This is a genomic window from Aetokthonos hydrillicola CCALA 1050 (assembly GCF_017591665.1).
Lineage (GTDB): Bacteria > Cyanobacteriota > Cyanobacteriia > Cyanobacteriales > Nostocaceae > Aetokthonos > Aetokthonos hydrillicola.
The window spans coordinates 1-22,795 of sequence record NZ_JAAKGC010000101.1 but is presented as its reverse complement, the minus strand read 5'-3'; the positions used below and the strand labels follow the sequence as shown (position 1 = coordinate 22,795).

The window sequence follows — 22,795 nt, the reverse complement described above, 5'->3', positions numbered from 1 at the left end:
AAATAACCCAAGTAAAAACCGCCCACGGGAGCGGTTTACAAAAAATTAAACCAGGATAACTTTAAATATTCAGCTCATGGCTTTCGGCTAATACATATTAAAAATTATTTTTTATACATAAACCAGTGATAATGCGTATTATTTATCAATCTCAGTAAAAACCGCTCTGTTAAGAGCGGAGCAAACAAGGAGTGGAAATCGAGTGTTAAGTTGTTGAATTTTAAGAACCTCTAGTAATTAGTATAATAAGCAGCTTTAAAAGCGCAGAAATCAGTAATAGTTCGCATTTTTAGCCAATCAAAAGAAGAAAATGCATCAGGCGATACGTATTTATCGCCTAATAGCGAACAGATATGGGTTTGAAACTTATGATGCTGCTGGAAAAGGCTGTGCAGGGTCACTTGTCTGACCTAGAGTGCTTGGTGCAGATTGACCATTAATCAGATTGTTCAAGTTAGTCAGCTTATCATGCAATGAATTAATCTCTGTCTCTTCTGCCCGAGCCGTGGCAGTGACAGTTTTAAGCTGTGCGGTTAGGTCTGCAATTGTTTTATCTTTCTCAGCTAGTTGATTATCTTTGTCCGCTAGCTGAGACTCATAGTTCTGCTTTTGTATTGCGAATCCAGTAAAAAATTGGATGGCGTTATCAAGAAGCGTATTAAGTTCTGTGAAATCCATAGGTCATCCTAATAATTACAGACGACGCATTTATCTACTTAAAACGAGCAACCTTGGGCAAAACGCGCTGCTTTAATGACAAAAAGTTTCAATAAAAGCCTAAAAACAGCGCGTTTTGCCCTTCCACACCCGGGAGTGGCACTTCTCAACCCTTTAATGGGGGAAGGTTGCTCGTTTTAAGCAGGTTTTTTCCACGACACCTAATAACTATATTCTTGCCATCAAATATATGTCTCTAGTAATTTACGAGTAAAAAATATTACAACAAAATACATAGATTGTTTAAGGCAATATTTTCCTTTGCTACATCTTTACAATAATTCAATATCCTTGCTGAGGGAGCTTGCATTGTATCACGTGACACTAAAAGCAACCAGTCCAAAGTATTTAAATGAACAGCTTACTTAAAAAATTTGCAATCTTGGTAGTTTTAACTACGGGTTGTAGCTCTCACCAAACTCAAACCATTCAACCAACCGAAGTATTAAGCGCTCCTAAACTTCAGGTTGTTCAAGCCAAGGAAACCTCTATTCCAGTTCCATCTAATCAATGGTTGCCAATCATCAAAACTTCAGATGGTGGTATTGTTTCAATAGAAACCGGGTCATTAACGAAAGTTTCCGATACTGTTAGTTTTTGGTCACAAGTTAACTATCCTGCTGGTTCTAATATAACGGTTTCTCGTTCATACGCTGTTGCCAGTTGTAACAATGGAGACTACCGATTATATTGGATAGCCACAGCAGGAGCGCAAGGTCAAATTTTGCAAAATAATAAAGTAGACATAGCTTCTCATGCTTTACCTGGAAGTATCCCTGGTACTACTTTGCAATATGCGTGTAACCCAGCGTTACAAGTTCAGGCAGCACAAGCCCAAATAAATCAAGTCCAACTAGAAACTTTGGCTCGTAACAACCAAACGAGCGCTGAAGCGATAAATGAAGCAATGAGGATCGGGGCTGGGATGTTCAAATGATTACAGTGGAGCCATAATGTAATCAGCTTTAAAAAAAATTATGGAAAATTCTCAATCACCATTAAAGACAGATTTTTACTTTGAACCATCTAGTTTATTTGGTAATAATAGTATAAAAAACACGTTTGGTGTGCTTGTCGATACATTAAAAAAAATTGGTCAAATTGATCAGTCTCAAGCTTCAAATGTGGCATCAAACTTAGAACAACAAAATCAATATGCCGATTACGCAACTAAAGATTTACTTAACAATGCTCTACAAGCTCAGTCAGAGGCGGGAAATATAGCTGCTAAAAATTATCAACAAAAAATTAGCACCGATAGCCAAGCGGCTTTAACAACTGCTCAAAATGCCGCAGCTATTCAAGATCGGCACGGATATTCGGGTGGAAGCTTTTCCGGCTATAGCGATGGGATTTATGATTATGAGCCTCGAATCGGTGGTATTCCTGAACATCCGATAGTCACTTATGTTCAACATCTCAGCCCTCAAGCTGGTATGATGCGACTACAATATCAACTTGGAGAACAAACCGCGAATAACCAGTTTGGGCGGGATATGGCAATTGCAGACAACAACCGCTATAACCAATCTTTATTGTCCGCCCAGCAAGGGCAACAACAATCCAGTTTATTGGCGCAGCAAAATGCTAGTAATCAAAAAATAGCGGCGTTAAACGCTGGAAGCAATATTTTCGGTTCATTGTTTGGTGGTGGTCAGTTTAACGGGAGATATTGGTAATGGCAGCAGGATATAATGCAGGGTTTGGAAGTTATTCGCCGCAACAATGGCAGGATTATTTAAAACAAAACGAATCAACTTTTCAGCGACAACAACAACTCGAAGCTTTGCAATCAAAGTATGGAATGTTGCCATCTCAAATTGCCCAACAGTCAACAGGTAATCAAAATACTGGTGATTCCTCTGGTTTTGGGAGTTTATTTGGTAATAATAGTGGATTATTTGGTGGTGGGTTTGGCGACTGGATAAACACTGCTAAAGATTTATCTAATTTTCAACTTGGTCAAAATGAAAAACTCGCCCAATTTAATCTAGGATTGCGCAACCAAGAAGCGGACTCTAATTTTGGACGACAGTACAAACTGAATCAACAAGAAATTCAAGGAACATACGACCTTAACAAGATGCAGCAAGATGCTACAACAAATAGGTTACAATCCCAGTTGCAAAATCAGTCACAAATGCAACAAGCTGGGTTTAATCAGGATAATTTATTTAGGGCGCAATCAGCAGCGCTAGCAATGCGGGGGCTGCGCTGATGGTGTCAATTCCTGATGAAGTGCTGGCAATTCAACGAATTAATCAAGATGTTCAACGGCGCTTTCCTAGCTTGGATGATATTACCTTGCAAGCTTACGTAAATGAGGTGGTGGACGCTATAGCACGGGCTAACATTGCTGTTGCCGCTGTGCTTATCGATAAAGTTAGCCCGCGACGGTTGGACGCTATTAGGGAAGAAATGAAAAAGCTAACTGTTCGCATTCCCACAAGGGTGATTATTAGTTTTTTAGATGGAAGCGTGCTGGAATGCAAATTTGAGAAATCAAAGCAAGCAAAATAAAAAAAGTTAGTTAAAAAAAATCAATATTTAATTTTTATTATTTATTGACGCTTATAAACTCAAATGTTATCATTAGTATATAAGGGAAAAACAAAATTATACCCTTATTAGGAGGTGATAACAATGGTTTATTCAGGTGGCAACGGACACAAAGAGCCAGAAATCGAGAAGACTTACGAACATCTTGATGAAGAAAGTCATTCAGTTGAAGACCGATGGGTTGAGACTGACGAAGAAACTGGCGATCGCCAAATTATGTTTGGTGATGATGTTCGTGAAGAGCTAGGAATCGAGGAAGAAGATAACCCCGAAACCTAGATTTAACTAGCCTAAAAGTCCCCAACTAGCACTTGGGGACTCTTTCTTTTCTACCCTAAGTGTATCATGGCAAGAAAAATTGTTACGCCAATTTATTATCAAATTTACAAGCGTGTTGGAGCAACTTGGATTGTAAAAGATCCAAGCCAAGTATTTTATAATCCCAGCAGCGAACAAACCGATTTACAAAAAATCGCACGCCTGTTTGATACAACAGAACAAGCAGTAATTATTGAGTTGTTTCGTCTTAATGGTGGACAGCCAGGTTATTATTTGGCAAACCTGAAAGATAAAAAGTACTACTACTGTGGTACTTGGGAAGGTGTTAAGCAAAAGTTGCTTGAATTAGGTATTGGTCGAGTTGACCCAATGGAGAAATATGATGGCTAAATCAGGATATCAACGATTAAAGGAATGGCGCGATCGCCAGTCTTCTGGAGAAGAACTCCAAAAATGTAAAATGTGCGAGCGCCCCATGAAAGGAAAGCTAAGCATTGAGCGTGGTTTCTGCTCTTACTGCTTTCCCAAAACGCCTGAAGGACAACTTTACAGAAAAGAAATAATGGAACGACATTATTCTAAGCAACAAAAACAGGAATAATATTTTTGTTTCCCTTGACGTTATAAACTGAGATGTTATCATATAGATATAGCAAGCAAGGGAACAAAAACAATGACTTACCGCCAACTCCAAATCGCACTCAAGCAACTACGCCAAGAAGGCAAAACTTCAATCAAGTTAAATCAAAAAAAAGTCATTCTTCAAGCAGAATACAACAGACTAACAAAAACCAACGTAGTTGAATCTGAATTTGAAGCATGGCTAACCAACCATGTTGAACGTGAAGAAAACGGTGTTTGCTGGATTATTCCACAAAGCATTTTTCTTCGCAATGTTACAGCCAGAACCGCAATGAAATATCAAGGAAAAGTAAAAAGCGAAGTAGTAAACGGTGGTGTCGCGTACTACCTCAACAACCACACTTACATCATCGCTGCTTAGTAGCTCCACCACCCTTGCTTATAAGGGGCTACTGAGCAAAGATTCTGCTTGAAATTGTTTAACCAGTGCGATCGCCTCCTCTTTATTCCGCGCTGTCTGTTGCACAAAGTTAGGTGTAGGAATTGGTAAAAGTGCAATTCGGTCATTTTTAGTTTTTTTCTTACTCACATCTACAGCTGTATAAATGTTGTTTTGGTAGTAGACATAAAATAATTTAAGGGACTGACGAGCATTTTCTAAATTGATAATTTTAGCCATCAGTACCAAATTCCTTCATTAAATTTCTGAGTTCAGCAATTTCTTCTGCGGTTAAAGCTCTTTTTGCGGTTAAAGCTCTTTTTAAAGCTTTCAATGCTTTCAAGCGACGACGGCGGGTTTCAGGAGAATCCATTCCATCACTGCGGCTGGTGTAAGTGTGGGTGCGACGGTTAGACATTTTTGATTTTTGGGTAACTTAACTTAAGATGCACCTAACTTGATATTCTCGCCGTTACACTTGTATAAGGATAACGGTGCTTTTTTTACACTTTATCTTGTAATGCTCTATAACCGCGCTTTAGTTGCCTTGAAAATTCCCTTGTGTTTCGATTTTTCCAAATAGGGTTTTGTTTGTCCTTAACCCAATTTTGAGGGGAATGAGCTTTGGTATGACAAGTTTTACAAATCGGAAACCAGTTGTCGCCTCGTCTATCCCCTGATTTTCTGTAGCTACTATGGTGCATTACGGTGCTTTTGCGCTTTAAGCAACAGCAGCACAACCCATTAACTGATTCATGAGCACGCGCTGCTCGCTTTCTGTATTGCTTAAGATTGCCATAGCGATCGCCCCAATTCGCCATCAATAACTCCCTCTCGTCATTGGCAGGTGCGATCGCAACCCGCTTAGACACAATTCAAAAGCATCTGCCAAATCATCATGAGCCGTTGAACCAAACTCTGTTACTTGCTGAATCAGCCTACCCATTGGCTTGCGCCCATCCGGCATACACCGACCGTACATATTAAAATATACCAACTTATTGTGAAATAACCCTGTATGCCGACGTAGCCTTTCTAACTTCCCACCGCGCCCAGATGCGGGTACTGGGCGCACGTGCCAATCATGAATTTGATTCCGCTTGATGATATGATCCTCATAGTCTCCTTGGAGGGACAACCCATAGGCTGAGGAGTCAAACCATAGCTCAAGTCCTAGTACTGGCATTTGTTCCCACTCCCCAGTTTTTGGGTTGAATCGCTGGGTTTGTGGAAGCAAATGTTTCCAAGTTTCCCACAAATCAATAATTGCATCTAGCTTGGGAGTGTTGCCCATGATACGATCTTCCCAAGAATCGATGACCCAGTACTGATTCCCCGTTAGGGATTCAAACACACCACCCAGCACCATTGCCGTGTAATCATTCGATTCTTTTAAGCCAGCCGACAAATCGACACCCAGCACCAAGGATTGAAACTGGCTTGGGAGAATGCCCCGTAAAATTTGACCAGGGTTAATTGATTGAATTTCAACCCGTACTATCTTGTTTTGACGTTGGTAGCTAAAAGTTACAGGATCTTCTTCTCTTTCCTGCTGCAACATGGATAGGGGTTGCCCCGGTTCCTCAGGTCCTTCTGGTTCCCAGTAACTAAACTCTGTACCATCATCATGAGTTAATAGCGCGGATTGCTCTTCTAATAGCCATTTAGGTTCAACAAAGGTAGTGCAGTAAATATCATCGGCTCTCATCCTGGTTCCTAGGCAGATGGCGCGGGAACCGTCAAAGCGCACAAATCGGATGACCGTGTTCCAGTTGTTGACCATGCGATCGCGCACAGTCGGATTAGCAATGTCATCTGGAGACTTGATCAAGTCGTCCAAAGCTAATAAATGGGCTCTTTTTCCAGTACACGCCCCAGCTAAACCAGCACAACATAAAGTATACGGTTCCTCTGTAGTGGGTAGTTGCGCCCACTCAAAATCAATAGCCCACTCCCTCTCCCCCCATTTCTTTTTAGAGGGTCGTATCCAAGGAAATATTTGCTGGTATTCTTTAACACTTAAAAGCTCTTGGATTTGGCGGGACTTTTGAGCAGCTGTAGTTAGCTCGTAACTGATGTAAAGGATTTTTAAACTGATTTTATGCCAAGGTGCAGCGTGTAAACCTACCTGCCAAGCAATCCATTCTGCTAAATATGTACTTTTTGACGAACCGCGAGGAGCCAGTATTAATGTATCCCTTCCGGCTACACCTCGGAGGTAACGCGAATCTTCCCCAGTGTTAAGGAGCGATTCCCAGCTTTTGTGGTGGTTGAAAGTTTTATGCTTGGCGATTAGTTTTCTAAAGTCCTCAAACGACTCCCAACATTTACGCTGCATGGGGGTGGCGTTGACGCGTGCTGTTTCATAAGTCTTCCACTCTATCCATTCCCGTTTATCTCGTCCTTTTGTCGCATTGTTGCGGTATCTCTGCTTAAGCTTGGGGTTAAGCTGACTAGGAGAGGCGATCGTCATTTTTGCAATTTATCTGTTGATCAATCAATTGCTTCAATCTTTCGCTTTCGGTAAAATGTATTTCAATACTAGGACTTATTTCTTTTTTTAAAAATTTGTTAATTTCTTCTAAAGATTCAATACTTTCAAGAAGTGAAGAAATCAATTTGATAGGAACGACCTCGCCTACTTGTAATAAACGCGCAATATATTGGCGAATAACCCCAGAATTAACAGTGGTTTCAGTGATTAAATCAGTTATCATAACTTGATAATCATTTATCTGGTTCATCAACGTATTCACTGGTTGGGTCACTGATAATAAGCCCTTCTTTCTCAACTCTTCTTGCGGCTGCGTTTACATCTATATGATACGGCAATCCAGTCGCCGCCGCTATACCCTCAGTCGCCCTACTAAGTATAAGTGACCAAAAATTCATCTCGTGGGCATTATGTGACTTGATAGCTTCTAGCTGTTGCTCAAAAGGCATTTGACGAATAATTTGCATGTGTTGCGCTTTTACCTGTATTATGCTGACAGCATAGTCCCGCGCAAGACGATGTGCCTTATAGTTAGTTGAAGCAATTTCTGAAAGTTCATCGCTTAATTTTTCAGAAGTTTTTTCAATAGTCTTCTCGCGGGTGACTGTTGCAAGCTTGTTGCAATGCTGTTCCCTTTGGCTAACCCAAGAGTCCTGTGAACTCCACATCCCAAGTGTTCTGTGAGGTTGCCCACTGTCTCTGGATAGCTGTCTAATGCCTATGTTGTCTCCTCCTTCAACATACCGTCTTCGGCATTGTTCGCGGCTCCAAGGTTGCTTCCATTTTTTCCAGAATTCTGTGGTCAAGGGCAATCACATAAATACTATTTTTGATAGTACCTGTTTGCAAGGGTTTTGAAGCATAGTGCGATCGCGTAAATTGGTATTTGGAACTATTCAATCACATAAAGATTATCAAAAACCAAGAACCGATTCTACAGATTCTATCAATTCGGCTTTTGCCCCACTACGAAGCTCCCATCGCTGCAAAATCAAATCAGCATACTCTGTCATCAACTCGCACCCATAGACAGTGCGATCGCCTGTTTTCTCAGCAGCAATTATACTCGTCCCACTTCCCAAGAAGGGGTCGAAACACAACAATTTATCTTCACAGTATTTATCCCAAAACCATGTGATCATTTCCACTGGTTTTTCGTTTGGGTGCATACGTTTTTGATTAGCAGCCTCACCTTGTTTAAGCATTCCGCACCACTGCCAGGAAAATTTACGAACAGCACTTTTTTGGTTAGTCCACGCCAATTCACAATCGGCAAAGCAAGAATCTCCATTCAATTTATCCCAAACTATCCAGCAACTACTATTAAGTAACCCTTCACAATAATGGTTTGCACCCCACCAAATTTGTACAGCTTTGGGAAAGAGTTGTTGACAAAGACGAAAAGAGGCGATCGCAACTTCAGTGGAATCATCACCAGCTATTTTAGGATATTTCTTGGTAGGGTATTGAGCGCTCCCCCCCCCCCAATAGCTCCATCCTTATGTTGGCACTTCATGCCGTAGGGTGGATCACTCCAAATTAAACTTGGTTGTTGCTCTTCAAGAAGTCGTTTTACATTCAATTGGTCGGTTGAATCACCAACTAACAGTCGATGTCTGCCAAGCTGCCAAATTTGCCCTAGTTCGCACCTTGCCTCTGGCTTATCCCACTCGTCAGATCCTCCCTTGCTACTGCTTCCAAAGAGTTTGGTATTTTCATTCTCTTCTAATAACTCTATTTCTTCTGCATCAAACCCTGCTAAATTTAGGTCAAAATCAAGGTCATTAAGAATATCAAAGTCAGCTTTTAATAACTCTGAATCAAAACCTGTATTAATGGTTAATTTGTTATGTGTAAGTCTATAAGCGATTTTTTGGGCATCAGATAGCCCAGTTATTTGAATAACGGGAATACTTCCCATACCCCGTGCTTTTGCCGCCAGTACCCTTCCATGCCCCTCTAGTAATACTCCACTCTCGTCCACAGCCACAGGGTCTAAAAAATCAAACTCCCCTATTGATGCGGCTATCTGGTCAACATGTTCTTGGGGATGCAGCTTGGCGTTATTGTCATAGGGCTGGATGCGGGACAAATCCCAGTATTCAATTTGTGAAACCTTGGGCATATCAACCATCAAGTATCAGTATTAAAATATAGTACAAGTTTATACGTAGCTCATATGTACTCTGAATACTGGCAAAACTACAATCCTGCCCAAGATTTTGACGGTTTATCACCCACGCTACCACCGTTATATAATCAACAAGCTACTGGCTCAACTTTGGGCAATGGGTTGGTGCGTGCTGGCTATGATCCATTGTGGGTGTATGAGAAGTTTGGCGATCGCCTGCGTGTTCTTCCCGCCGACTTATATGATGCAGTATTTGAAGCAATGCGGCAAGGAACTATTTTAAGTAATCAATGGGCAGAAAATGCTGTGCTGTTTTTACCAGAACTGCTCATTCAGTGATTCAAACTTTTTAAGGTAAAATTTGCTGCGCGATTATTAAGGGGACTTCGATTGGTCGCCCCATTTTGTCACCAGAAACAAAAAAAGGTTTTTGGGCAAGGCTTTAATTGCCGCTCAAGCAAGCCTGAAACTTAAATTCAATATACTCTTGTAAATCGATCTGGCGCACCTTGGTTGCTCCCATTTTTACTGCTGCAAGCTTTTTTTCTTTAATGGCACGTCTAATTTCTGCCTTGGGCATCCCTGATAAAATTGAAGCTTCTTGAATTGTCAATAGAAATTTTTGGCTCAAATTAGCCATTCGGTAATAAGCCACAATCTCACAAGAGCAAGCTTGAAATTCGTTTTGGAAAACGGATATAGCACTCGTTTGAACCAAAACACTATCATCTTCAGCAGACGGCAAGTTTTGAAGAAATTGGGCGATCGCCTCCTCCCCCAAACCCTGAGCCACGTGATATTCATCCAATCGTTTCAAGTCCTCGGATGAAACATAAGAGCGTCCTTGAATTTTAGTCGGTTTTATCTTGCATTGCGCCAAATAGTCGGCGTAAAGCTTTGATTTTCCAACGTTATATCTGCTGGTTAGTTCTGAAACTGGGTAACGATCAATTTGTGTTTCCACGGATTTCCACGGACTTCCTTATTAACAAACTCTTGATATTTAGATTACTCTGCGTGGGAAAAATTAGATTACTTAAATTAATGTATCAATGACTACTTACGTATATGAGTTTTACATCTGCCACAGACCAAGATTACACGGATGCTTTAAACTTAGTTTTGCAATACGAAGGTGGGTATACCAACGACCCCACCGATTCTGGAGGGGAGACAAATTATGGAATCATTCACAGCGAGTACGACCAATACCGGAGGAGTAAAGGATTAGCACCTCAAAACGTAAAGTATATGAAGCTAGAGGAAGCCAAGGATATTTATAGAAATAAGTATTGGCTTGGGGCGAGATGCAATCAGTTTACTCGTAGGGTGGCGATCGCCGTTTTCGACTGGCAAGTGAATTCGGGGCGTGGTGTCTCCACCTTGCAAAAATGTCTCGGAGTAAAGGCGGATGGGATTGTAGGACACCAAACCCTTAATGAATTTGCCTACTGGTTAAGCAAGCCTCAAGGGGAAGATAGGCTGCTATCGAATTACTTCGACAGCAGAGAAAGTTCCTACAGAGCTTGGGGGGTGGGTAATCAAGCTTGCTTCCTTCAAGGTTGGATGAATCGGCTTAGAGATTTAAAAAAATATTTGGGGGTCAAATGAACACACAAACACTGCACGCCATCACCCCTTTATTTTTAGCTTCTATTGGCGGAGTGATAACCATTGGGATGTTGTTTTCCCCAAAACTCAGTGACACACAATGGACAGCAGGATTAGGTGTAGCTTCCACTGCGATCGCAGGAGCAGCAGGCTTAGCGCAAACTTCAACAAAAGAAGATAAAAGCCAAAACTAAAAAATGACTCAGGATTCAGTTACTTGAATTCTGAGTTGAAAAAAATGCGTAATTGTGTCAATTATGAAAACTATAATAACGATTAAGATAAATAACGCTGATTCTTTAGCAAATTTTTATTTATTTGAGCATTATTTAATTGGCAGTGACAAACAAAAATGCCAAGAAATTTTGCTGTCATTTAGTAGTCCGGTTGAATTAATAATTTTAGAGCATCCAAAAATTTCTGGATTCCATTGCACTTTGTACAAAGATAACCTTGGCTACTTAATTATTGATGGCTGGAGTAAATATAAAAGTAGAAATGGAATTTATGTAAACGGGAAAAAGACCGAATGTAAATTTTTGACTAATAATGATGTCATTTTTTTAGGATGTTCAGAAATTACTCTTCAATACAAAGAGGAATTATCAGAAAATGAAATACCAGAATATTAAGAATCATTTGACACTAAAATATTATAGGTACGAAAACTTCCTATTATCACTAACCTCTACATGGATATTTTCTGTATCTTGTATGTGGGTGGGACAATGTATTTTTAGAATCTACCCAGCCATCAAAAGTTGGAATATTTTTCTACAAACAATTGGAATACTTAGTTTTTTAGTGGCAGTAGCTTCTTTTTGGCTCTCTTATAAAACAGAACAAGATAAATCTCAGCAAATTTTATCTGCTAAAAGAGAAGAGAAAATTGATGCAGCTTTAGAAAACCAAGAAAAAATTTTATTAGAACATATTGCTAAAACTCATACTTTTGAGGAAATCCTTACGGCTACTCAAAGAGATGTTGATAATTTACAAAATCAACTATGGAGATTAACAGCCCAAGTTCAACAAACAGATGCCGAAGCAATTATGCTCCGTAAAATAAATTTGATTGAAAATAAATTAACTCGTTTAGAAGCTATTCAAAAATGATTAACAGGTTATAATAAATTTGTCAACTGCTGTTAAATTACAAATCTAACTTGTTGTTGTTTTTGCCCATACTTAACAATTTTTAGGTGTGGGCTTTTTAAAATTAAATATTCAAAATAAAACCATTAATAATTAAACTATTAATGGCTTATTAATTAAATACTGAAGACAATTATTAATTTTTTGTGGTATGGTTGATTTTCTTCTCAAAAGTCAAAGCAACAAAGCTATTGGTAGATGGTACTTGACCCAAAAAGGCATCTTTGCGGATGCCTTTTTTTAATCATCTTCTTGCAAACTTGCGCGATCGCCCACGTAGAATTAGATTAGCCTATTTCAATCCCGCTCATGGGATTTATTTAAACAAAAAACGAAAACAATATTTTTATCTGACGTAATCCTCCCCTAAGTCCCTAGCTAGGGATTCAAGGTCGCATGACCGCATGATATTCCTAGGAACTATTTCACCTACCATATATAGATGTTCAAGTTCTTTGGGTAAGAATATTATTTCTCCATCTGGGAAAAGAATTCCCATGTCAATGGCTTCAAGTTTTTTACTAGCAAGGGCTAGGACTTCACCATTTTCTCTACATATTCTAAATCTCATTTCTTTTTCCTTGCTAACTTACGTGGTCTTCCAAGTTTGGGAGCATTGACTCTCCCATCTTTTCCGATCTTGATACTCATTCCTCCATCTACAAGGGCATTGATCCTTTGTTGTGCTGTTTGAAAGTGGCAACCCAAAATGTCTGCTAACTCGTAGTGGTTTAAAGATTTACTTTCTATTTCATCTAAGATGCAATAGAAAAAGCAATTAACCCTTATCCATATCCTTCATCTACTGGCTTCATCAAGGAAATTTGGCGACTTGATATCGAGGTTAGTTGGAGAGGATACAAAACTTATACTGAGCAAGCCGACGGAACTATTGAGGTTGTAAAAGGAGAAAAATGTGCAGCTTGAACTGGATATGGAATTTGAAGAAGTAGGGGTGCTGGTGCAACAATTCGCGCTGTATCGTCAGCGCAGGCAGTTAGAAGCGATGATTTAAGACAAATTTAAGACAATCTTTTTAACGCTTTCCCAAAAGCCTCGACCACAATACATTTAAGCAATTCATAGCCGACTTGTAATCGGAAGGTCGTCAGTTCAATCCTGACTGCTGGCTTTTAAATTAAAACTCTTATCGGTCTAGGTTCGCTCATGCAGCAAGCATCTCATAGCGAATGGCTTCAGGTTGGTAAATGAGAGAAGTCGTGGTCTAGTATCCTTTGTTACGATAATGGGTTTAAAGAAATTAGACCCGTTTGCGGTCTGGTAACGTCGTCCAAAAGTCCAAGAGCGGATTGTTGCTGTAGGAATTCGTAGATAGCGAGCAGCATCACGAACAGAATATGTGGGAATGTCTCTAGGGTCAGTTCCTCCATAAAGTTCAGTCATAGTCTTTTCTGCCAGAGAGGGTATTTTTATTGTGATCGTTTTCCTGAACTCTGTAAACAGAGATTCAGGCAGTTGGTCGAGGCGATCGCTTGATCAAATACGCAGTACAGTTTGACTATTTGGATAAACTTTGTGTCGCGCAGGTACTCAGGGTAGGTTTCCAGTAATTCAGTAAAGTGATGTTCTGTATCCGGGCTTTTATCGATTACCTCAACTTTATCTCCAATATGAAGGCTCTCTCCCTGTGCAATATTAACGATATACTTAGCACGTTGTACTTCACTCTTGGGAGAACTACTCACAGTTCCTTCTTGAGGCGAAACCTCCAAATCACTATCGGTATCGTCGGGGGTGGGCATAATTAAAATTACATTAAAGCGGTTCAGGCTTTACCGAAGTATTTGCTTTATGGCAATCTGTTAGAGATATGCCTCGATTTTACATGACTATAGTTAAAGCTACCAACTAGAGCGATCGCTTTTCGGATTTTGAACAAGAAATGAATGGAAAGTAAGTCGGGGAGAATAATGCGAAAAGGCTAAAAAGGTTTGTAGTTGCGCTACCCTGCGGGAAGCCACTTCGTGTCTACAGCATAGCGCTAAAGCGCAACTACGAACTAATATTGTACTGACAGGCGATCGCCAAAAACCATCAGCGATACCTTCCACTACCTGTCTCAAAATAGTACAAGTGTGTTAAACGTAGATAGTACAGCACTACTTAGTTGACACTTAAACAAAATTTATGACAGAAAAATTACAGGCTAGTGTATTTGAAGACATCAAGGTAATTGGTGACTACGAGGAACCGGAAGAAATAGCTTCAAAGCTAGAGCAAATGAAAGATCCTGATGTTATTAGTAGTGTTAGCAATGATACCTTCGCAGAAAGGGGAGTTAAAGCGGTTCCCGATTGGTTGAATCTGTTTAAAGAGCAGCCGTGGATGTATGCAACTTATCGATTTGGCTACATCGGGTTACGGAAAACCAGCTTTGATCAGCCGCAACCAATTCAAGATGCAAGTGCGATCGCGCCAGATCCCTCTCTCAAAAACAACCGGATCAACATTCGCCTAGATCGCTTTCATATACAAAAGTATCCTGGGGGTGGAACACACGATATTTTGGTTACTTTCGCAGCACGTAACCAAGTCGCAGAAACCCAAGAATCACTTAGCTTTAGCCAAACCTACCGTGTAAGAGAAGGACAGTCAGCAGGTATTGCAGGCTATCCTGTTTTTATAGGGTTGCATGTGGGTTTACAGGGAATAGCCTTTGAATGCTCTACAGTGAATGTCAAAAATGAAGAGGACAAAACAATATTAAGTGCTTTAGAATCCTCACCATTCCAAAGTGGACTGAAACTTTTAACAACTGCACAGCCAGCGATCGCGCCCTTTACACAAATTACCTTGGGTGTTGTCAAGTTATTAGCACAACGTTACGAAAATGTGGCTGTACAAAAATTTTACCTTGGTCTTGATTTTGATCAAGCAGCCTTGGGAGTGTCCCTAGCAGAAGGAAACTATATTGCAGTCCAGGTTCCTGATGAAACAGCGATTAACTGGAGTGAGTGGATTTATAAACCAGATATAGGTGCGATTGTAAGACAGGGAGATAATTCCACCCTACCCTATAATTACATAATTTTCCGTATTACTAAATATGAGGAGTAAGCAATTAGCTTTATAGCAAGCACCGGATAAGATTGAGGTTAAGTATTCATGACTGATAAATTTACTCACGGTTATGCTTTATTAATTGGTGTTGGAGAGTCTGCTTATAGCAAGTTATCTTTACCTGTAACCGTCAAAGATACTCAAGCAATATATGCTGCTTTAGTTGACCCTGAACTATGTGCTTATCCAGATAATAAAGAACATATTCGCGTACTAAATAATACAGAAGCAACACGGCAAGGGATCCTAGATAGTCTGAATTGGCTAAAGGAAAAAGCAACTACAGATCCTAGTGCAACCGTATTTGTTTATTATTCGGGACATGGCTGGGTAGACAAAACTAGTAGCCGTTATTATTTGCTACAACATGATATTAAACCAACCAAGCTTGCTAACTCAGCCCTTGCAGCAGAAACATTTACAGATGCTTTGCGGCAAATCCGCTCGGAACGTTTGTTAGTTGTAATTGATAGCTGTCATGCAGCAGGAATGGCAACTTCTAAAGAGGCGCATCAACCAAGTGCTTACAGTGATGCTGAAAGGTTGGTTTAGACAGAGGGAACCGTTCTATTGGCCGGTTTGTGGTTCAAGCCGTTAATTGGGTGAGTTGTCTTAGTTAAGGCGCGATCGCCTGCATAGGACAAGACCACACCCTTTTGGTTTAAAATGGGATTCAGAGATCTATCTTGGGAATCACCGTCTTTAAAAGTAGTTGGAGCCAAAAAGCTCCCATCCGGTAATAGCAAGCAAAAAGCCCCTACTATTCCTAGATTCAAAAAAGTCGAGGTTTATATGGAGACTATCAAATCAGCAAATAACCAAATTTATCGCTTATACTCTCACGTTAAAAAAAAATTTGAGGAAGTTGTGAGGGTGTAAAAAATAAGCTGTTGGTAGAGACACCCTGTTTTATCACGAAACCAATAGCAATTCGCCCAGAATCATCAATAATTTCAAAGTTTTGTGGACAATTACATATTACATATGTAATACTTGATTTAACCAGAGATACTACAAAAATTTGATGGTACACACAGTTTTCTCAAACATGAGTAGCACGATTCATTCCCAACCCTACAGGGGTTCAGGTAGAGGAATCGTGCTGTTTTGGTTTGAGGAAATATATTCATCCATCATTAGTAAGTCTGGGATTCGAGAAATTTTTGAAGCGTTCACCCAAGCGGTAATGGCAAAGTCTATCGGTGCTATTTGCTGCGAAGAGGTGCAAGGAACGCCGCTGATCACCTTCTTGAGCAGTCCAATAAATCAACTTATCCAATGCGGGAGGTGCAGACGTGTTAGAGCACCGAAATGTAGGGCAAAAAGTACCACCTAGTTGACCCCCCGCTTGTGAAGTTCACTAGCGGGGGTCATTTTTTTAGGAGTCTATTTTATGGAAGTTGAACCAAAGAGTCAGGGATCACAGATATTACAAAACTCGGTAGTTGTGTTTTCCAAGAACTATCTACCAGTAGTACGAGTTAACATCAAGCGTGCTGTTGTGCTATTGCTTACGGGACAAGCAGAAGCGTTAGAGTTCACCAGCAAGAAATTTTGGGAAATTCGCTCACCGAGTATTGTACTACAAGTACCTGAACACATTCGTTTAATAGTTGGCAATCCCGAGCGGCATTGGAAAGTGCCATCTGTGAATCGACGTGAAGTACTTAAACGTGATCATCACACCTGCCAATATTGCGGTAGTAGAAAGCACCTAACGCTTGACCATGTAATTCCTCGTTCCAAAGGCGGACAGCACACATGGGACAACGTGGTAACAGCGTGCGCAACCTGCAACCAAAAGAAGAGGGATTACTTACTTCATGAAATAGGAATGGTACTTAAAAACAAGCCCAGAGCACCAGTCCACCCAGCAGTCGCATTTGGCGAACAATTTTGGAATACTCAGCGCTTTGCGGAAAACGAGTAATTGAGAGCAGGGAGCAGGGGTTATCAGTGAACAGTAAACAGTTATCAGTGATCAAGGTGTATGGTAGAGGGCTTAAACCGAGAGATCAACACATTATTCTTGAGTGATAACTGATAACTGGTAACTGATAACTGTTTATCTCCCCCATGCCCCATTAAACACTTTTACCACTTAAAACCATTCTTCGATAAAGTATTATCAATCAGATCTTTGAGGGAGTCTGACATTGCTTTTTGTTCAATTTCTCTGGGATGACCTGGAGTAACAGCTTTTGTGATAAGGGAATATACTTTTTTGTCCTTATACTTGGCACTATATTCTCCTACTGCTTGAGTTATATATGTATCCCATTTCGTATCATGATACATATTAGTAAACATACAAATAATATGAGCTTTAGGATATTTTTTACGGATATTAAGAATAAAATTCTTGTAGTGATTTTTCCAATCTTCACTTGTTATCTTATTATTTAACGTAATAGTTGAAGAGTCATTTTGACCGAGAGCAATAATAACTAAATCAGGAATATAACTATTAAAATCCCATTTTTGTGCGTCTTTTAAAGGTTTTACTTTGTCGTAAACCGACTCCATCCCTGTTTTATCATTCCAATATCCATAACCATCTATTAATGATATCCCTCCTTGGGCTATAAGGTGCAAGTCAGCGTGATAATTTCTTGCTAACATAGCTCCAAAAGAGAGATAAGCGTTAGTACAGGTCTTGCAATCATTATTTTCAGGATCTTTTTTACCAACTAAAGGATATTCCACACCACCGCCAGCTGATATAGAGTCACCATAGATTTCTATTTTTCTAGTAGGGGCTGGTTCGGGTGGAAGTAACTTTTTTCCAGCATCAATTATGGCACCATGAAATTTAAATTCACCAGAAATATAGTCTGTACGTTTAACTAACAAAACACTATGAATCTTATTTTCTAATTTATCTGATACTTCATAAACACTTTCTTTTTCACCGTTTTTTAGGTAAATAATAACTGGCTTAGGATTGCCATCAATATACACTCCTAAATAATTGAAGTCACCCCACCTATCATCTGAGAGTTTAAGCTTTAAAGTTTTTCCTTGGAATTTGAACTTAATCCCTGTAGCAGGATAACCAAATGCTGGCGCTTGACGATTTGTAAAATCCACTCTACCAATGTACTGAAAAGATTTATTATCTGCTGATATTTCTTGGAGTTTTTGTTTACTTTGTGCTGTTGAACAACTGATAAGAAAACAGAAACTTGAAATATAAATAAATAAGAATCGTCTCGCTAGCATAAAATGTTCCTTAAGTAAGTCGGTGAAAATAATAACAACTATATAAAGTAGGTTGGGTTGAGGGACGAAACCCAACATTTTTAGGATTTCGTTGGGTTTCACTTCGTACCCCTACGGGGAAGCAAGCTACAACCCAACCTACCACTAACCTTAACTAAGCCGGTGAAAATAATAACAACTATATAAAGTTTTGTAAAACGAGAAAAGTTCGTAGTTGCGCTTTTGGCTTCCCGTAAGGGTAGCGCAACTACAAACCAAGATTTATTTATACCGACCAACTTAGATTAGGACTAATTTGTCGATCGCGTGGCTCATTATTTGAGTCCTCTTTCAAAGGGGGCTAGGGTGTAGGGATACTATATAACTCTGCGAGTCGCATAATACCACGAAACTCGACAGGAATTAGAATATAGCGATTTTCGATTCAATGAGGAGCATGATTTTTTTGTTCAGTATTACCTACAAAATGCTACATTAATTTTGCACAAGTATTAAGCCTGCACTTAAGCGTGAAGAAGATCCTCATTTTGTCAGCAAATCCGATAGATACAGCAAGATTGCGCTTAGATGAAGAGGTGCGCCAAATTCAGGCTGGATTAGAACGATCTAAAAGCCGAGATAAATTTGAAATTGTTACTATATGGGCTGTGCGTCCTGATGATTTGCGGCGTGCACTTTTGGATCATAAACCTCAGATTGTTCATTTTATTGGTCATGGCGAAGGTGCTGAGGGTTTAGCTTTAGAAAATGATTCCGGACAAGTGCATTTGGTGAGTACAAATTCACTGGCAAGGCTGTTTAAATTATTTCAAGATTCGATTGAATGTGTGTTGTTAAATGCTTGCTATAGTGAGGTGCAAGCAGAAGCTATTTACGAGTCTGTTGATTGCGTTGTGGGGATGGGTAAGGAGATTGGCGATCGCGCTGCTATAAAGTTTGCAGTTGGGTTTTATGATGCTCTTGGTGCTGATAGATCCTATGAAGATGCGTATGAATTTGGTTGTACTGCTATTGATTTAGAAGGAATTCCCGAATCTGCAACGCCAGTCCTCAAAAGCAAGTTAAAGCCAAACACGCTCCAAACTAAGCGAATCTTCGTCAGTTACAAGCGCAATGTTGACCCTGATGAATCATTAGCTTTGCAAATTTTCCAGGCACTTAAACAACAGCATACAGTTTTTATCGACCAGACGATGCAAATAGGCACACGCTGGGTAGAATGCATAAAAGCAGAAATTAGTCAAGCAGATTTTATCATTGTCTTGCTTTCCGCACAGTCAATTAACAGCGAAATGGTAGAAGCAGAAATCAGTTTCGCTCACGATCTTGCTAAACAGCAAAATGGACTTCCTATCATTCTCCCGGTGCGGGTAGCGTATAGAGAACCTTTCCAGTATCCACTGAGCGCCTACCTAAATCATATTAATTGGGCGTTCTGGGAAAATGTTGAAGATACACAACGGCTTATAAATGAATTAACGCAAGCAATCTCTGGTGGTGGGTTGAGCATAACGCAGCCTCAAACCAAAGCCGATTTAATCAAAACTAGTGAACCATCACCTTTACCTCGTCCTTTTCCTTCAGCACAACCAGTGAGATTGGAAATGCCAGAAGGTACAATGGAAGCTGAATCTAAGTTTTATGTAGAACGTTCATCAGATTCTATTGCGCTGGATACAATTAAACTTCAAGGTGTGACAATCACAATAAAAGCACCTCGGCAGATGGGCAAGAGTTCGCTGTTAATTAGAACTATGAACGCTGCTGTAAATGCTGGTAAGAGTGTTGCTTTCCTTGATTTTCAATTATTTGATAAAGCTGACTTAAGCAACGCTGAAATTTTCTTTCGTCAATTTAGCACATGGCTCACTGACGAGTTAGAAATGGCACATCGAGTGGATGAGTATTGGAATAATCCCTTGGGTAATAGCCAGCGTTGCACTCGTTATATGAGTCGCTACTTGTTAAAAGAGTTTGGTAAACCCCTCGTTTTAGCAATGGACGAGGTAGAACGCCTGTTCGATACTGATTTTAGGTCAGATTTTTTCGGGATGCTGCGCAGTTGGCACAATCAACGCGCTACAACTCCTATTTGGAAGCAATTAGACTTGGCGCTTGTCACTTCTACCGAACCCTATCAGCTTATAGATAATCTTAACCAATCACCGTTTAATGTTGGGCAGGTGATTGAGCTAGAAGATTTCACACCTGCACAAGTGGCTGATCTTAATCGTCGTCACGGTTCTCCTCTCAACCCACGGGAAGAACAGCAATTAATCAGGTTATTAAATGGTCATCCGTATTTAGTGCGGCTTGCATTGTATTTAATTGCTAGTCATCGCCTCTCTACTGCTGAGTTGTTTGCTAACGCCACTTCTGATAATGGCCCATTTGGTCATCATTTGCGTAACCACTTGTTTCGATTGCATGGTAAACAGGAGTTGATTCGTGGTATGTTTCAGGTGATTCACCAGAACATTTGTGAGGATGAGCGGGTTTTCTTTCGCTTGCGTGGTGCGGGTTTAGTGCGTCGAGAAGGACGAACGGTTATACCTCGTTGTCAACTATATACCGATTTTTTTAAGGAGCATTTGCGTGGCTGACGCGGTGACTTATACCTTCGGTGGAACTGTCCAAGCAGGTGGTGGAGTTTATATTCCTCGCCAAGCTGATGAGGAATTGCTGAAGCTTTGTGAAGATGGAACTTTTGCATACGTCCTCACACCACGACAAATGGGTAAGTCTAGCTTGATGGTGCGGACAGCTGAAGCACTAACACAAAAAGGGATTCGTTCAGTTATTGTTGATTTGCAAGAATTAGGAGCGCAAGTCACAGCAGAACAATGGTATTTTGGTTTCTTGGTGAAACTTGATGACCAACTCATGTTTAATACAGATGTTGTGAGTTGGTGGCAAGAACACGAATATTTAGGAGTATCGCAACGGTTAACCCTGTTTTTTGAAAGAGTTTTACTTGCTGAAGTTGTAGAGAGGATAGTGATTTTTGTCGATGAAATAGACTCTACCCTCAGCTTAGATTTTACAGATGATTTTTTTACGGCAGTTCGCTATCTTTACGTTGCTCGTGCGACTCATCCTGAGTTTCATTATCTCTCGTTTGTTTTGATGGGGGTGGCGACTCCTGGCGATTTAATTCAAGATGCTAAGCGCACACCTTTTAATATTGGGCAAAGAGTTGATTTGACTGATTTTAGCTTTGAGGAAGCCTTACCTTTAGCTAATGGTTTTGGTTTGCCTAAGAGTGAGGCAGAACAACTACTGCGATGGGTACTAAAGTGGACAGAAGGACATCCCTATTTAACCCAGCGTCTTTGTGGTGCTTTATTACAAGAATTGCGGAATGGAAAGACTTTATCTGATGAAACGGTTGTTAATGAAATAGTTAGCAACACATTTTTTGGGGTGAAGAGTGAGCAAGACAATAACTTGCAGTTTGTACGCGATATGCTCACTAAACGTTCACCAGATCCAGAAGTTTTGACCACGTATCGCCAAATTTGGTTAGGTAGGCGACCTGTTCAGGATGAGGAACAGTCAATAGTCAAGTCTCATCTTAAGCTTTCGGGTATTGTACGCCGTGAGCATGGGGTTTTACAAGTCAGGAATCGCATTTATAGAGAAGTCTTTGATCGCAAATGGATTAATGAACATTTACCCTTTAACTTGCGGGATAGATGGGAGCAGCTTAAGCCTGCACTTCCTTATGTAGCTGGGTTATTACTGTTTTCTGTTACGATGGCGGGTGTGGCTGCGTATGTTAACCAACAACGTATAATTGCTCAAAATGCCCAGCAACGGGCTGAACAAGAACAGCAAGAAGCTCAAAGGCAACGAAATCAAGCAAAACACGAGGCTGAAAATGCTCTTCAACAACAGAGAATAGCAGAACAACAACGTCGAGAGGCTTTCAAGCAAAAAAACCTTGCAAATCAGCAACGCATAAGAGCGGAAAAAGGAGAAACGCAAGCAAAGATTGCTCAAAAAGTAGCCGAAAAACGGGGAGTAGAGTTAGCAACTTCTTTAGAACATACAAAAACTGCTGAACAATTAGCTAAGCAGCGACAAGCAGACGCCGAAAAGCAGCGAAACTTTGCTAAGCAAAAAGAACAAGAAGCAATAGCTGCTAACACAAAAGCCGAAACACGAAGAGTTAACGCAGAAATTCGTGCTGAAAGCCTTAAAACACAAAATCTGCTGGTATCATCAAATTTAGAGCTTGATGCTTTAGTAACAGGCTTGAAATTAGGAAAACGACTCAAAAAGCCAGATAAAAGTGTAGAAGCAGATACTAAACTTTTGGGAGTAGCTACTCTCATGCAAGTGGTTTACGGGGTTAAGGAACATAATCGACTAGAAGGTCATAGCGTTTCGGTTACAAGCGTCGCCTTCAGCCCCGACGGCAAAACCATTGCCACAGGAAGTTATGACAAAACTGTCAAGTTGTGGAATCTACAAGGGCAGGAGTTGCAAACTCTCAAAGGTCATAGCTCTTCGGTTTATAGCG

General features: G+C 40.3%; 33 protein-coding genes. 18 read left to right on the top strand and 15 right to left on the bottom strand.

Annotated features, from left to right (window positions below; translation table 11 throughout):
- Positions 1-366: 366 nt before the first annotated feature.
- Positions 367-678 carry a hypothetical protein gene (locus G4P69_RS30575; RefSeq protein WP_208343787.1) on the bottom strand — a complete coding sequence of 104 codons (312 nt, stop codon included), beginning with the start codon at positions 676-678 and terminating at the stop codon, positions 367-369.
- Between the two features lie 391 nt (positions 679-1,069).
- On the opposite strand from G4P69_RS30575, the gene G4P69_RS30570 reads away from it, so the two are divergent.
- The 8 genes from G4P69_RS30570 to G4P69_RS30535 all read left to right on the top strand — a co-directional run bounded on the left by G4P69_RS30570 (position 1,070) and on the right by G4P69_RS30535 (position 4,558).
- On the top strand, positions 1,070-1,654 hold the full coding sequence (locus G4P69_RS30570; RefSeq protein WP_208343788.1) for a hypothetical protein: 585 nt from the start codon (positions 1,070-1,072) through the stop codon (positions 1,652-1,654).
- Between the two features lie 40 nt (positions 1,655-1,694).
- Positions 1,695-2,396, top strand: coding sequence for a hypothetical protein (locus G4P69_RS30565; RefSeq protein ID WP_208343789.1), 702 nt, complete (start codon positions 1,695-1,697; stop codon positions 2,394-2,396).
- Positions 2,396-2,935: a hypothetical protein gene (locus tag G4P69_RS30560; protein ID WP_208343790.1), complete on the top strand. Its 540-nt coding sequence runs from the start codon at positions 2,396-2,398 to the stop codon at positions 2,933-2,935. The genes G4P69_RS30565 and G4P69_RS30560 overlap by 1 nt, the downstream gene beginning before the upstream one ends.
- Positions 2,935-3,237: a hypothetical protein gene (locus G4P69_RS30555; protein WP_208343791.1), complete on the top strand. Its 303-nt coding sequence runs from the start codon at positions 2,935-2,937 to the stop codon at positions 3,235-3,237. The genes G4P69_RS30560 and G4P69_RS30555 overlap by 1 nt, the downstream gene beginning before the upstream one ends.
- Before the next feature lie 123 nt (positions 3,238-3,360).
- Positions 3,361-3,555, top strand: a complete 195-nt coding sequence (locus G4P69_RS30550; protein WP_208343792.1) for a hypothetical protein — start codon at positions 3,361-3,363, stop codon at positions 3,553-3,555.
- Between the two features lie 66 nt (positions 3,556-3,621).
- Positions 3,622-3,945, top strand: a complete 324-nt coding sequence (locus tag G4P69_RS30545) for a hypothetical protein (RefSeq protein WP_208343793.1) — start codon at positions 3,622-3,624, stop codon at positions 3,943-3,945.
- Positions 3,935-4,156: a hypothetical protein gene (locus G4P69_RS30540; RefSeq protein WP_208343794.1), complete on the top strand. Its 222-nt coding sequence runs from the start codon at positions 3,935-3,937 to the stop codon at positions 4,154-4,156. The genes G4P69_RS30545 and G4P69_RS30540 overlap by 11 nt, the downstream gene beginning before the upstream one ends.
- Before the next feature lie 72 nt (positions 4,157-4,228).
- On the top strand, positions 4,229-4,558 hold the full coding sequence (locus G4P69_RS30535; RefSeq protein WP_208343796.1) for a hypothetical protein: 330 nt from the start codon (positions 4,229-4,231) through the stop codon (positions 4,556-4,558).
- 18 nt (positions 4,559-4,576) lie between these two features.
- Here the strand turns inward: G4P69_RS30535 and G4P69_RS30530 are convergent, their stop codons facing one another.
- The 8 genes from G4P69_RS30530 to G4P69_RS30495 form a co-directional block, all read right to left on the bottom strand.
- A complete protein-coding gene (locus tag G4P69_RS30530) occupies positions 4,577-4,816 on the bottom strand; it encodes a hypothetical protein (protein WP_208343797.1) in 240 nt (79 codons plus the stop codon).
- Positions 4,809-4,994 (bottom strand): hypothetical protein, encoded by a 186-nt coding sequence (locus tag G4P69_RS30525; protein WP_208343799.1) that lies wholly within the window; start codon positions 4,992-4,994, stop codon positions 4,809-4,811. Before G4P69_RS30525 ends, G4P69_RS30530 begins: the two co-directional genes overlap by 8 nt.
- 85 nt (positions 4,995-5,079) lie before the next feature.
- Positions 5,080-5,448, bottom strand: a complete 369-nt coding sequence (locus tag G4P69_RS30520; RefSeq protein WP_208343800.1) for a hypothetical protein — start codon at positions 5,446-5,448, stop codon at positions 5,080-5,082.
- A complete protein-coding gene (locus tag G4P69_RS30515) occupies positions 5,397-7,049 on the bottom strand; it encodes a hypothetical protein (protein ID WP_208343801.1) in 1,653 nt (550 codons plus the stop codon). Before G4P69_RS30515 ends, G4P69_RS30520 begins: the two co-directional genes overlap by 52 nt.
- Positions 7,030-7,320, bottom strand: coding sequence for a hypothetical protein (locus tag G4P69_RS30510; RefSeq protein WP_208343802.1), 291 nt, complete (start codon positions 7,318-7,320; stop codon positions 7,030-7,032). Before G4P69_RS30510 ends, G4P69_RS30515 begins: the two co-directional genes overlap by 20 nt.
- Entirely contained in the window at positions 7,304-7,876 is a 573-nt protein-coding gene (locus G4P69_RS30505; RefSeq protein ID WP_208343803.1) for a hypothetical protein, read from the bottom strand. Before G4P69_RS30505 ends, G4P69_RS30510 begins: the two co-directional genes overlap by 17 nt.
- 108 nt (positions 7,877-7,984) lie before the next feature.
- Positions 7,985-8,365 (bottom strand): DNA methyltransferase, encoded by a 381-nt coding sequence (locus G4P69_RS30500; protein ID WP_208343804.1) that lies wholly within the window; start codon positions 8,363-8,365, stop codon positions 7,985-7,987.
- A 143-nt stretch (positions 8,366-8,508) separates the two neighbouring features.
- Positions 8,509-9,195 (bottom strand): ParB/Srx family N-terminal domain-containing protein, encoded by a 687-nt coding sequence (locus G4P69_RS30495; protein WP_208343805.1) that lies wholly within the window; start codon positions 9,193-9,195, stop codon positions 8,509-8,511.
- A 54-nt stretch (positions 9,196-9,249) separates the two neighbouring features.
- On the opposite strand from G4P69_RS30495, the gene G4P69_RS30490 reads away from it, so the two are divergent.
- Positions 9,250-9,540 carry a hypothetical protein gene (locus G4P69_RS30490; RefSeq protein ID WP_208343807.1) on the top strand — a complete coding sequence of 97 codons (291 nt, stop codon included), beginning with the start codon at positions 9,250-9,252 and terminating at the stop codon, positions 9,538-9,540.
- A 103-nt stretch (positions 9,541-9,643) separates the two neighbouring features.
- On the opposite strand, the gene G4P69_RS30485 is transcribed toward G4P69_RS30490, so the two are convergent.
- On the bottom strand, positions 9,644-10,165 hold the full coding sequence (locus G4P69_RS30485; RefSeq protein ID WP_208343809.1) for a MerR family transcriptional regulator: 522 nt from the start codon (positions 10,163-10,165) through the stop codon (positions 9,644-9,646).
- A 104-nt stretch (positions 10,166-10,269) separates the two neighbouring features.
- On the opposite strand from G4P69_RS30485, the gene G4P69_RS30480 reads away from it, so the two are divergent.
- The 4 genes from G4P69_RS30480 (at position 10,270) to G4P69_RS30465 (ending at position 11,928) form a co-directional block, all read left to right on the top strand.
- Entirely contained in the window at positions 10,270-10,812 is a 543-nt protein-coding gene (locus tag G4P69_RS30480) for a glycoside hydrolase family 108 protein (protein ID WP_208343811.1), read from the top strand.
- Complete coding sequence (locus G4P69_RS30475; protein WP_208343812.1) at positions 10,809-11,006, top strand: hypothetical protein; 198 nt, start codon at positions 10,809-10,811, stop codon at positions 11,004-11,006. The genes G4P69_RS30480 and G4P69_RS30475 overlap by 4 nt, the downstream gene beginning before the upstream one ends.
- 63 nt (positions 11,007-11,069) lie before the next feature.
- A complete protein-coding gene (locus tag G4P69_RS30470; protein ID WP_208343814.1) occupies positions 11,070-11,444 on the top strand; it encodes an FHA domain-containing protein in 375 nt (124 codons plus the stop codon).
- Entirely contained in the window at positions 11,425-11,928 is a 504-nt protein-coding gene (locus G4P69_RS30465; protein ID WP_208353369.1) for a hypothetical protein, read from the top strand. Before G4P69_RS30470 ends, G4P69_RS30465 begins: the two co-directional genes overlap by 20 nt.
- A gap of 385 nt (positions 11,929-12,313) precedes the next feature.
- Here the strand turns inward: G4P69_RS30465 and G4P69_RS30460 are convergent, their stop codons facing one another.
- From G4P69_RS30460 to G4P69_RS30450, 3 genes are all read right to left on the bottom strand, one after another.
- Positions 12,314-12,538, bottom strand: coding sequence for a hypothetical protein (locus G4P69_RS30460; protein WP_208343818.1), 225 nt, complete (start codon positions 12,536-12,538; stop codon positions 12,314-12,316).
- A gap of 584 nt (positions 12,539-13,122) precedes the next feature.
- On the bottom strand, positions 13,123-13,371 hold the full coding sequence (locus G4P69_RS30455) for a hypothetical protein (RefSeq protein WP_208343820.1): 249 nt from the start codon (positions 13,369-13,371) through the stop codon (positions 13,123-13,125).
- 26 nt (positions 13,372-13,397) lie between these two features.
- On the bottom strand, positions 13,398-13,730 hold the full coding sequence (locus tag G4P69_RS30450) for a hypothetical protein (protein WP_208343822.1): 333 nt from the start codon (positions 13,728-13,730) through the stop codon (positions 13,398-13,400).
- A 385-nt stretch (positions 13,731-14,115) separates the two neighbouring features.
- On the opposite strand from G4P69_RS30450, the gene G4P69_RS30445 reads away from it, so the two are divergent.
- Together G4P69_RS30445 and G4P69_RS30440 are read left to right on the top strand one after the other, a co-directional pair.
- Positions 14,116-15,045 carry a hypothetical protein gene (locus G4P69_RS30445; protein WP_208343824.1) on the top strand — a complete coding sequence of 310 codons (930 nt, stop codon included), beginning with the start codon at positions 14,116-14,118 and terminating at the stop codon, positions 15,043-15,045.
- Between the two features lie 48 nt (positions 15,046-15,093).
- Positions 15,094-15,600 (top strand): caspase family protein, encoded by a 507-nt coding sequence (locus tag G4P69_RS30440; RefSeq protein ID WP_208353364.1) that lies wholly within the window; start codon positions 15,094-15,096, stop codon positions 15,598-15,600.
- Here the strand turns inward: G4P69_RS30440 and G4P69_RS30435 are convergent.
- Positions 15,597-15,770: a hypothetical protein gene (locus tag G4P69_RS30435; protein ID WP_208343828.1), complete on the bottom strand. Its 174-nt coding sequence runs from the start codon at positions 15,768-15,770 to the stop codon at positions 15,597-15,599. The genes G4P69_RS30440 and G4P69_RS30435 overlap by 4 nt on opposite strands.
- A gap of 671 nt (positions 15,771-16,441) precedes the next feature.
- Between G4P69_RS30435 and G4P69_RS30430 the strand changes: the two genes are divergently transcribed.
- Entirely contained in the window at positions 16,442-16,978 is a 537-nt protein-coding gene (locus G4P69_RS30430; protein ID WP_208343830.1) for an HNH endonuclease, read from the top strand.
- A 164-nt stretch (positions 16,979-17,142) separates the two neighbouring features.
- Here G4P69_RS30430 and G4P69_RS30425 read toward each other — a convergent pair whose 3' ends face one another.
- Entirely contained in the window at positions 17,143-18,372 is a 1,230-nt protein-coding gene (locus G4P69_RS30425; RefSeq protein WP_208343832.1) for an SGNH/GDSL hydrolase family protein, read from the bottom strand.
- 407 nt (positions 18,373-18,779) lie between these two features.
- On the opposite strand from G4P69_RS30425, the gene G4P69_RS30420 reads away from it, so the two are divergent.
- Complete coding sequence (locus G4P69_RS30420; RefSeq protein WP_208343834.1) at positions 18,780-20,873, top strand: AAA-like domain-containing protein; 2,094 nt, start codon at positions 18,780-18,782, stop codon at positions 20,871-20,873.
- The coding region (locus G4P69_RS30415; protein WP_208343835.1) for a P83/100 family protein at positions 20,866-22,795 on the top strand (1,930 nt) is incomplete at its 3' end. The genes G4P69_RS30420 and G4P69_RS30415, both read left to right, overlap by 8 nt.

Bases quoted from the DNA above. Each gene is read 5' to 3' on its own strand.
- G4P69_RS30575 (WP_208343787.1), bottom strand. From the start codon at position 678: ATGGATTTCACAGAACTTAATACGCTTCTTGATAACGCCATCCAATTT.
- G4P69_RS30570 (WP_208343788.1), top strand. From the start codon at position 1,070: ATGAACAGCTTACTTAAAAAATTTGCAATCTTGGTAGTTTTAACTACG.
- G4P69_RS30565 (WP_208343789.1), top strand. From the start codon at position 1,695: ATGGAAAATTCTCAATCACCATTAAAGACAGATTTTTACTTTGAACCA.
- G4P69_RS30560 (WP_208343790.1), top strand. From the start codon at position 2,396: ATGGCAGCAGGATATAATGCAGGGTTTGGAAGTTATTCGCCGCAACAA.
- G4P69_RS30555 (WP_208343791.1), top strand. From the start codon at position 2,935: ATGGTGTCAATTCCTGATGAAGTGCTGGCAATTCAACGAATTAATCAA.
- G4P69_RS30550 (WP_208343792.1), top strand. From the start codon at position 3,361: ATGGTTTATTCAGGTGGCAACGGACACAAAGAGCCAGAAATCGAGAAG.
- G4P69_RS30545 (WP_208343793.1), top strand. From the start codon at position 3,622: ATGGCAAGAAAAATTGTTACGCCAATTTATTATCAAATTTACAAGCGT.
- G4P69_RS30540 (WP_208343794.1), top strand. From the start codon at position 3,935: ATGATGGCTAAATCAGGATATCAACGATTAAAGGAATGGCGCGATCGC.
- G4P69_RS30535 (WP_208343796.1), top strand. From the start codon at position 4,229: ATGACTTACCGCCAACTCCAAATCGCACTCAAGCAACTACGCCAAGAA.
- G4P69_RS30530 (WP_208343797.1), bottom strand. From the start codon at position 4,816: ATGGCTAAAATTATCAATTTAGAAAATGCTCGTCAGTCCCTTAAATTA.
- G4P69_RS30525 (WP_208343799.1), bottom strand. From the start codon at position 4,994: ATGTCTAACCGTCGCACCCACACTTACACCAGCCGCAGTGATGGAATG.
- G4P69_RS30515 (WP_208343801.1), bottom strand. From the start codon at position 7,049: ATGACGATCGCCTCTCCTAGTCAGCTTAACCCCAAGCTTAAGCAGAGA.
- G4P69_RS30510 (WP_208343802.1), bottom strand. From the start codon at position 7,320: ATGAACCAGATAAATGATTATCAAGTTATGATAACTGATTTAATCACT.
- G4P69_RS30495 (WP_208343805.1), bottom strand. From the start codon at position 9,195: ATGCCCAAGGTTTCACAAATTGAATACTGGGATTTGTCCCGCATCCAG.
- G4P69_RS30490 (WP_208343807.1), top strand. From the start codon at position 9,250: ATGTACTCTGAATACTGGCAAAACTACAATCCTGCCCAAGATTTTGAC.
- G4P69_RS30480 (WP_208343811.1), top strand. From the start codon at position 10,270: ATGAGTTTTACATCTGCCACAGACCAAGATTACACGGATGCTTTAAAC.
- G4P69_RS30475 (WP_208343812.1), top strand. From the start codon at position 10,809: ATGAACACACAAACACTGCACGCCATCACCCCTTTATTTTTAGCTTCT.
- G4P69_RS30470 (WP_208343814.1), top strand. From the start codon at position 11,070: ATGAAAACTATAATAACGATTAAGATAAATAACGCTGATTCTTTAGCA.
- G4P69_RS30465 (WP_208353369.1), top strand. From the start codon at position 11,425: ATGAAATACCAGAATATTAAGAATCATTTGACACTAAAATATTATAGG.
- G4P69_RS30460 (WP_208343818.1), bottom strand. From the start codon at position 12,538: ATGAGATTTAGAATATGTAGAGAAAATGGTGAAGTCCTAGCCCTTGCT.
- G4P69_RS30455 (WP_208343820.1), bottom strand. From the start codon at position 13,371: ATGACTGAACTTTATGGAGGAACTGACCCTAGAGACATTCCCACATAT.
- G4P69_RS30450 (WP_208343822.1), bottom strand. From the start codon at position 13,730: ATGCCCACCCCCGACGATACCGATAGTGATTTGGAGGTTTCGCCTCAA.
- G4P69_RS30445 (WP_208343824.1), top strand. From the start codon at position 14,116: ATGACAGAAAAATTACAGGCTAGTGTATTTGAAGACATCAAGGTAATT.
- G4P69_RS30440 (WP_208353364.1), top strand. From the start codon at position 15,094: ATGACTGATAAATTTACTCACGGTTATGCTTTATTAATTGGTGTTGGA.
- G4P69_RS30430 (WP_208343830.1), top strand. From the start codon at position 16,442: ATGGAAGTTGAACCAAAGAGTCAGGGATCACAGATATTACAAAACTCG.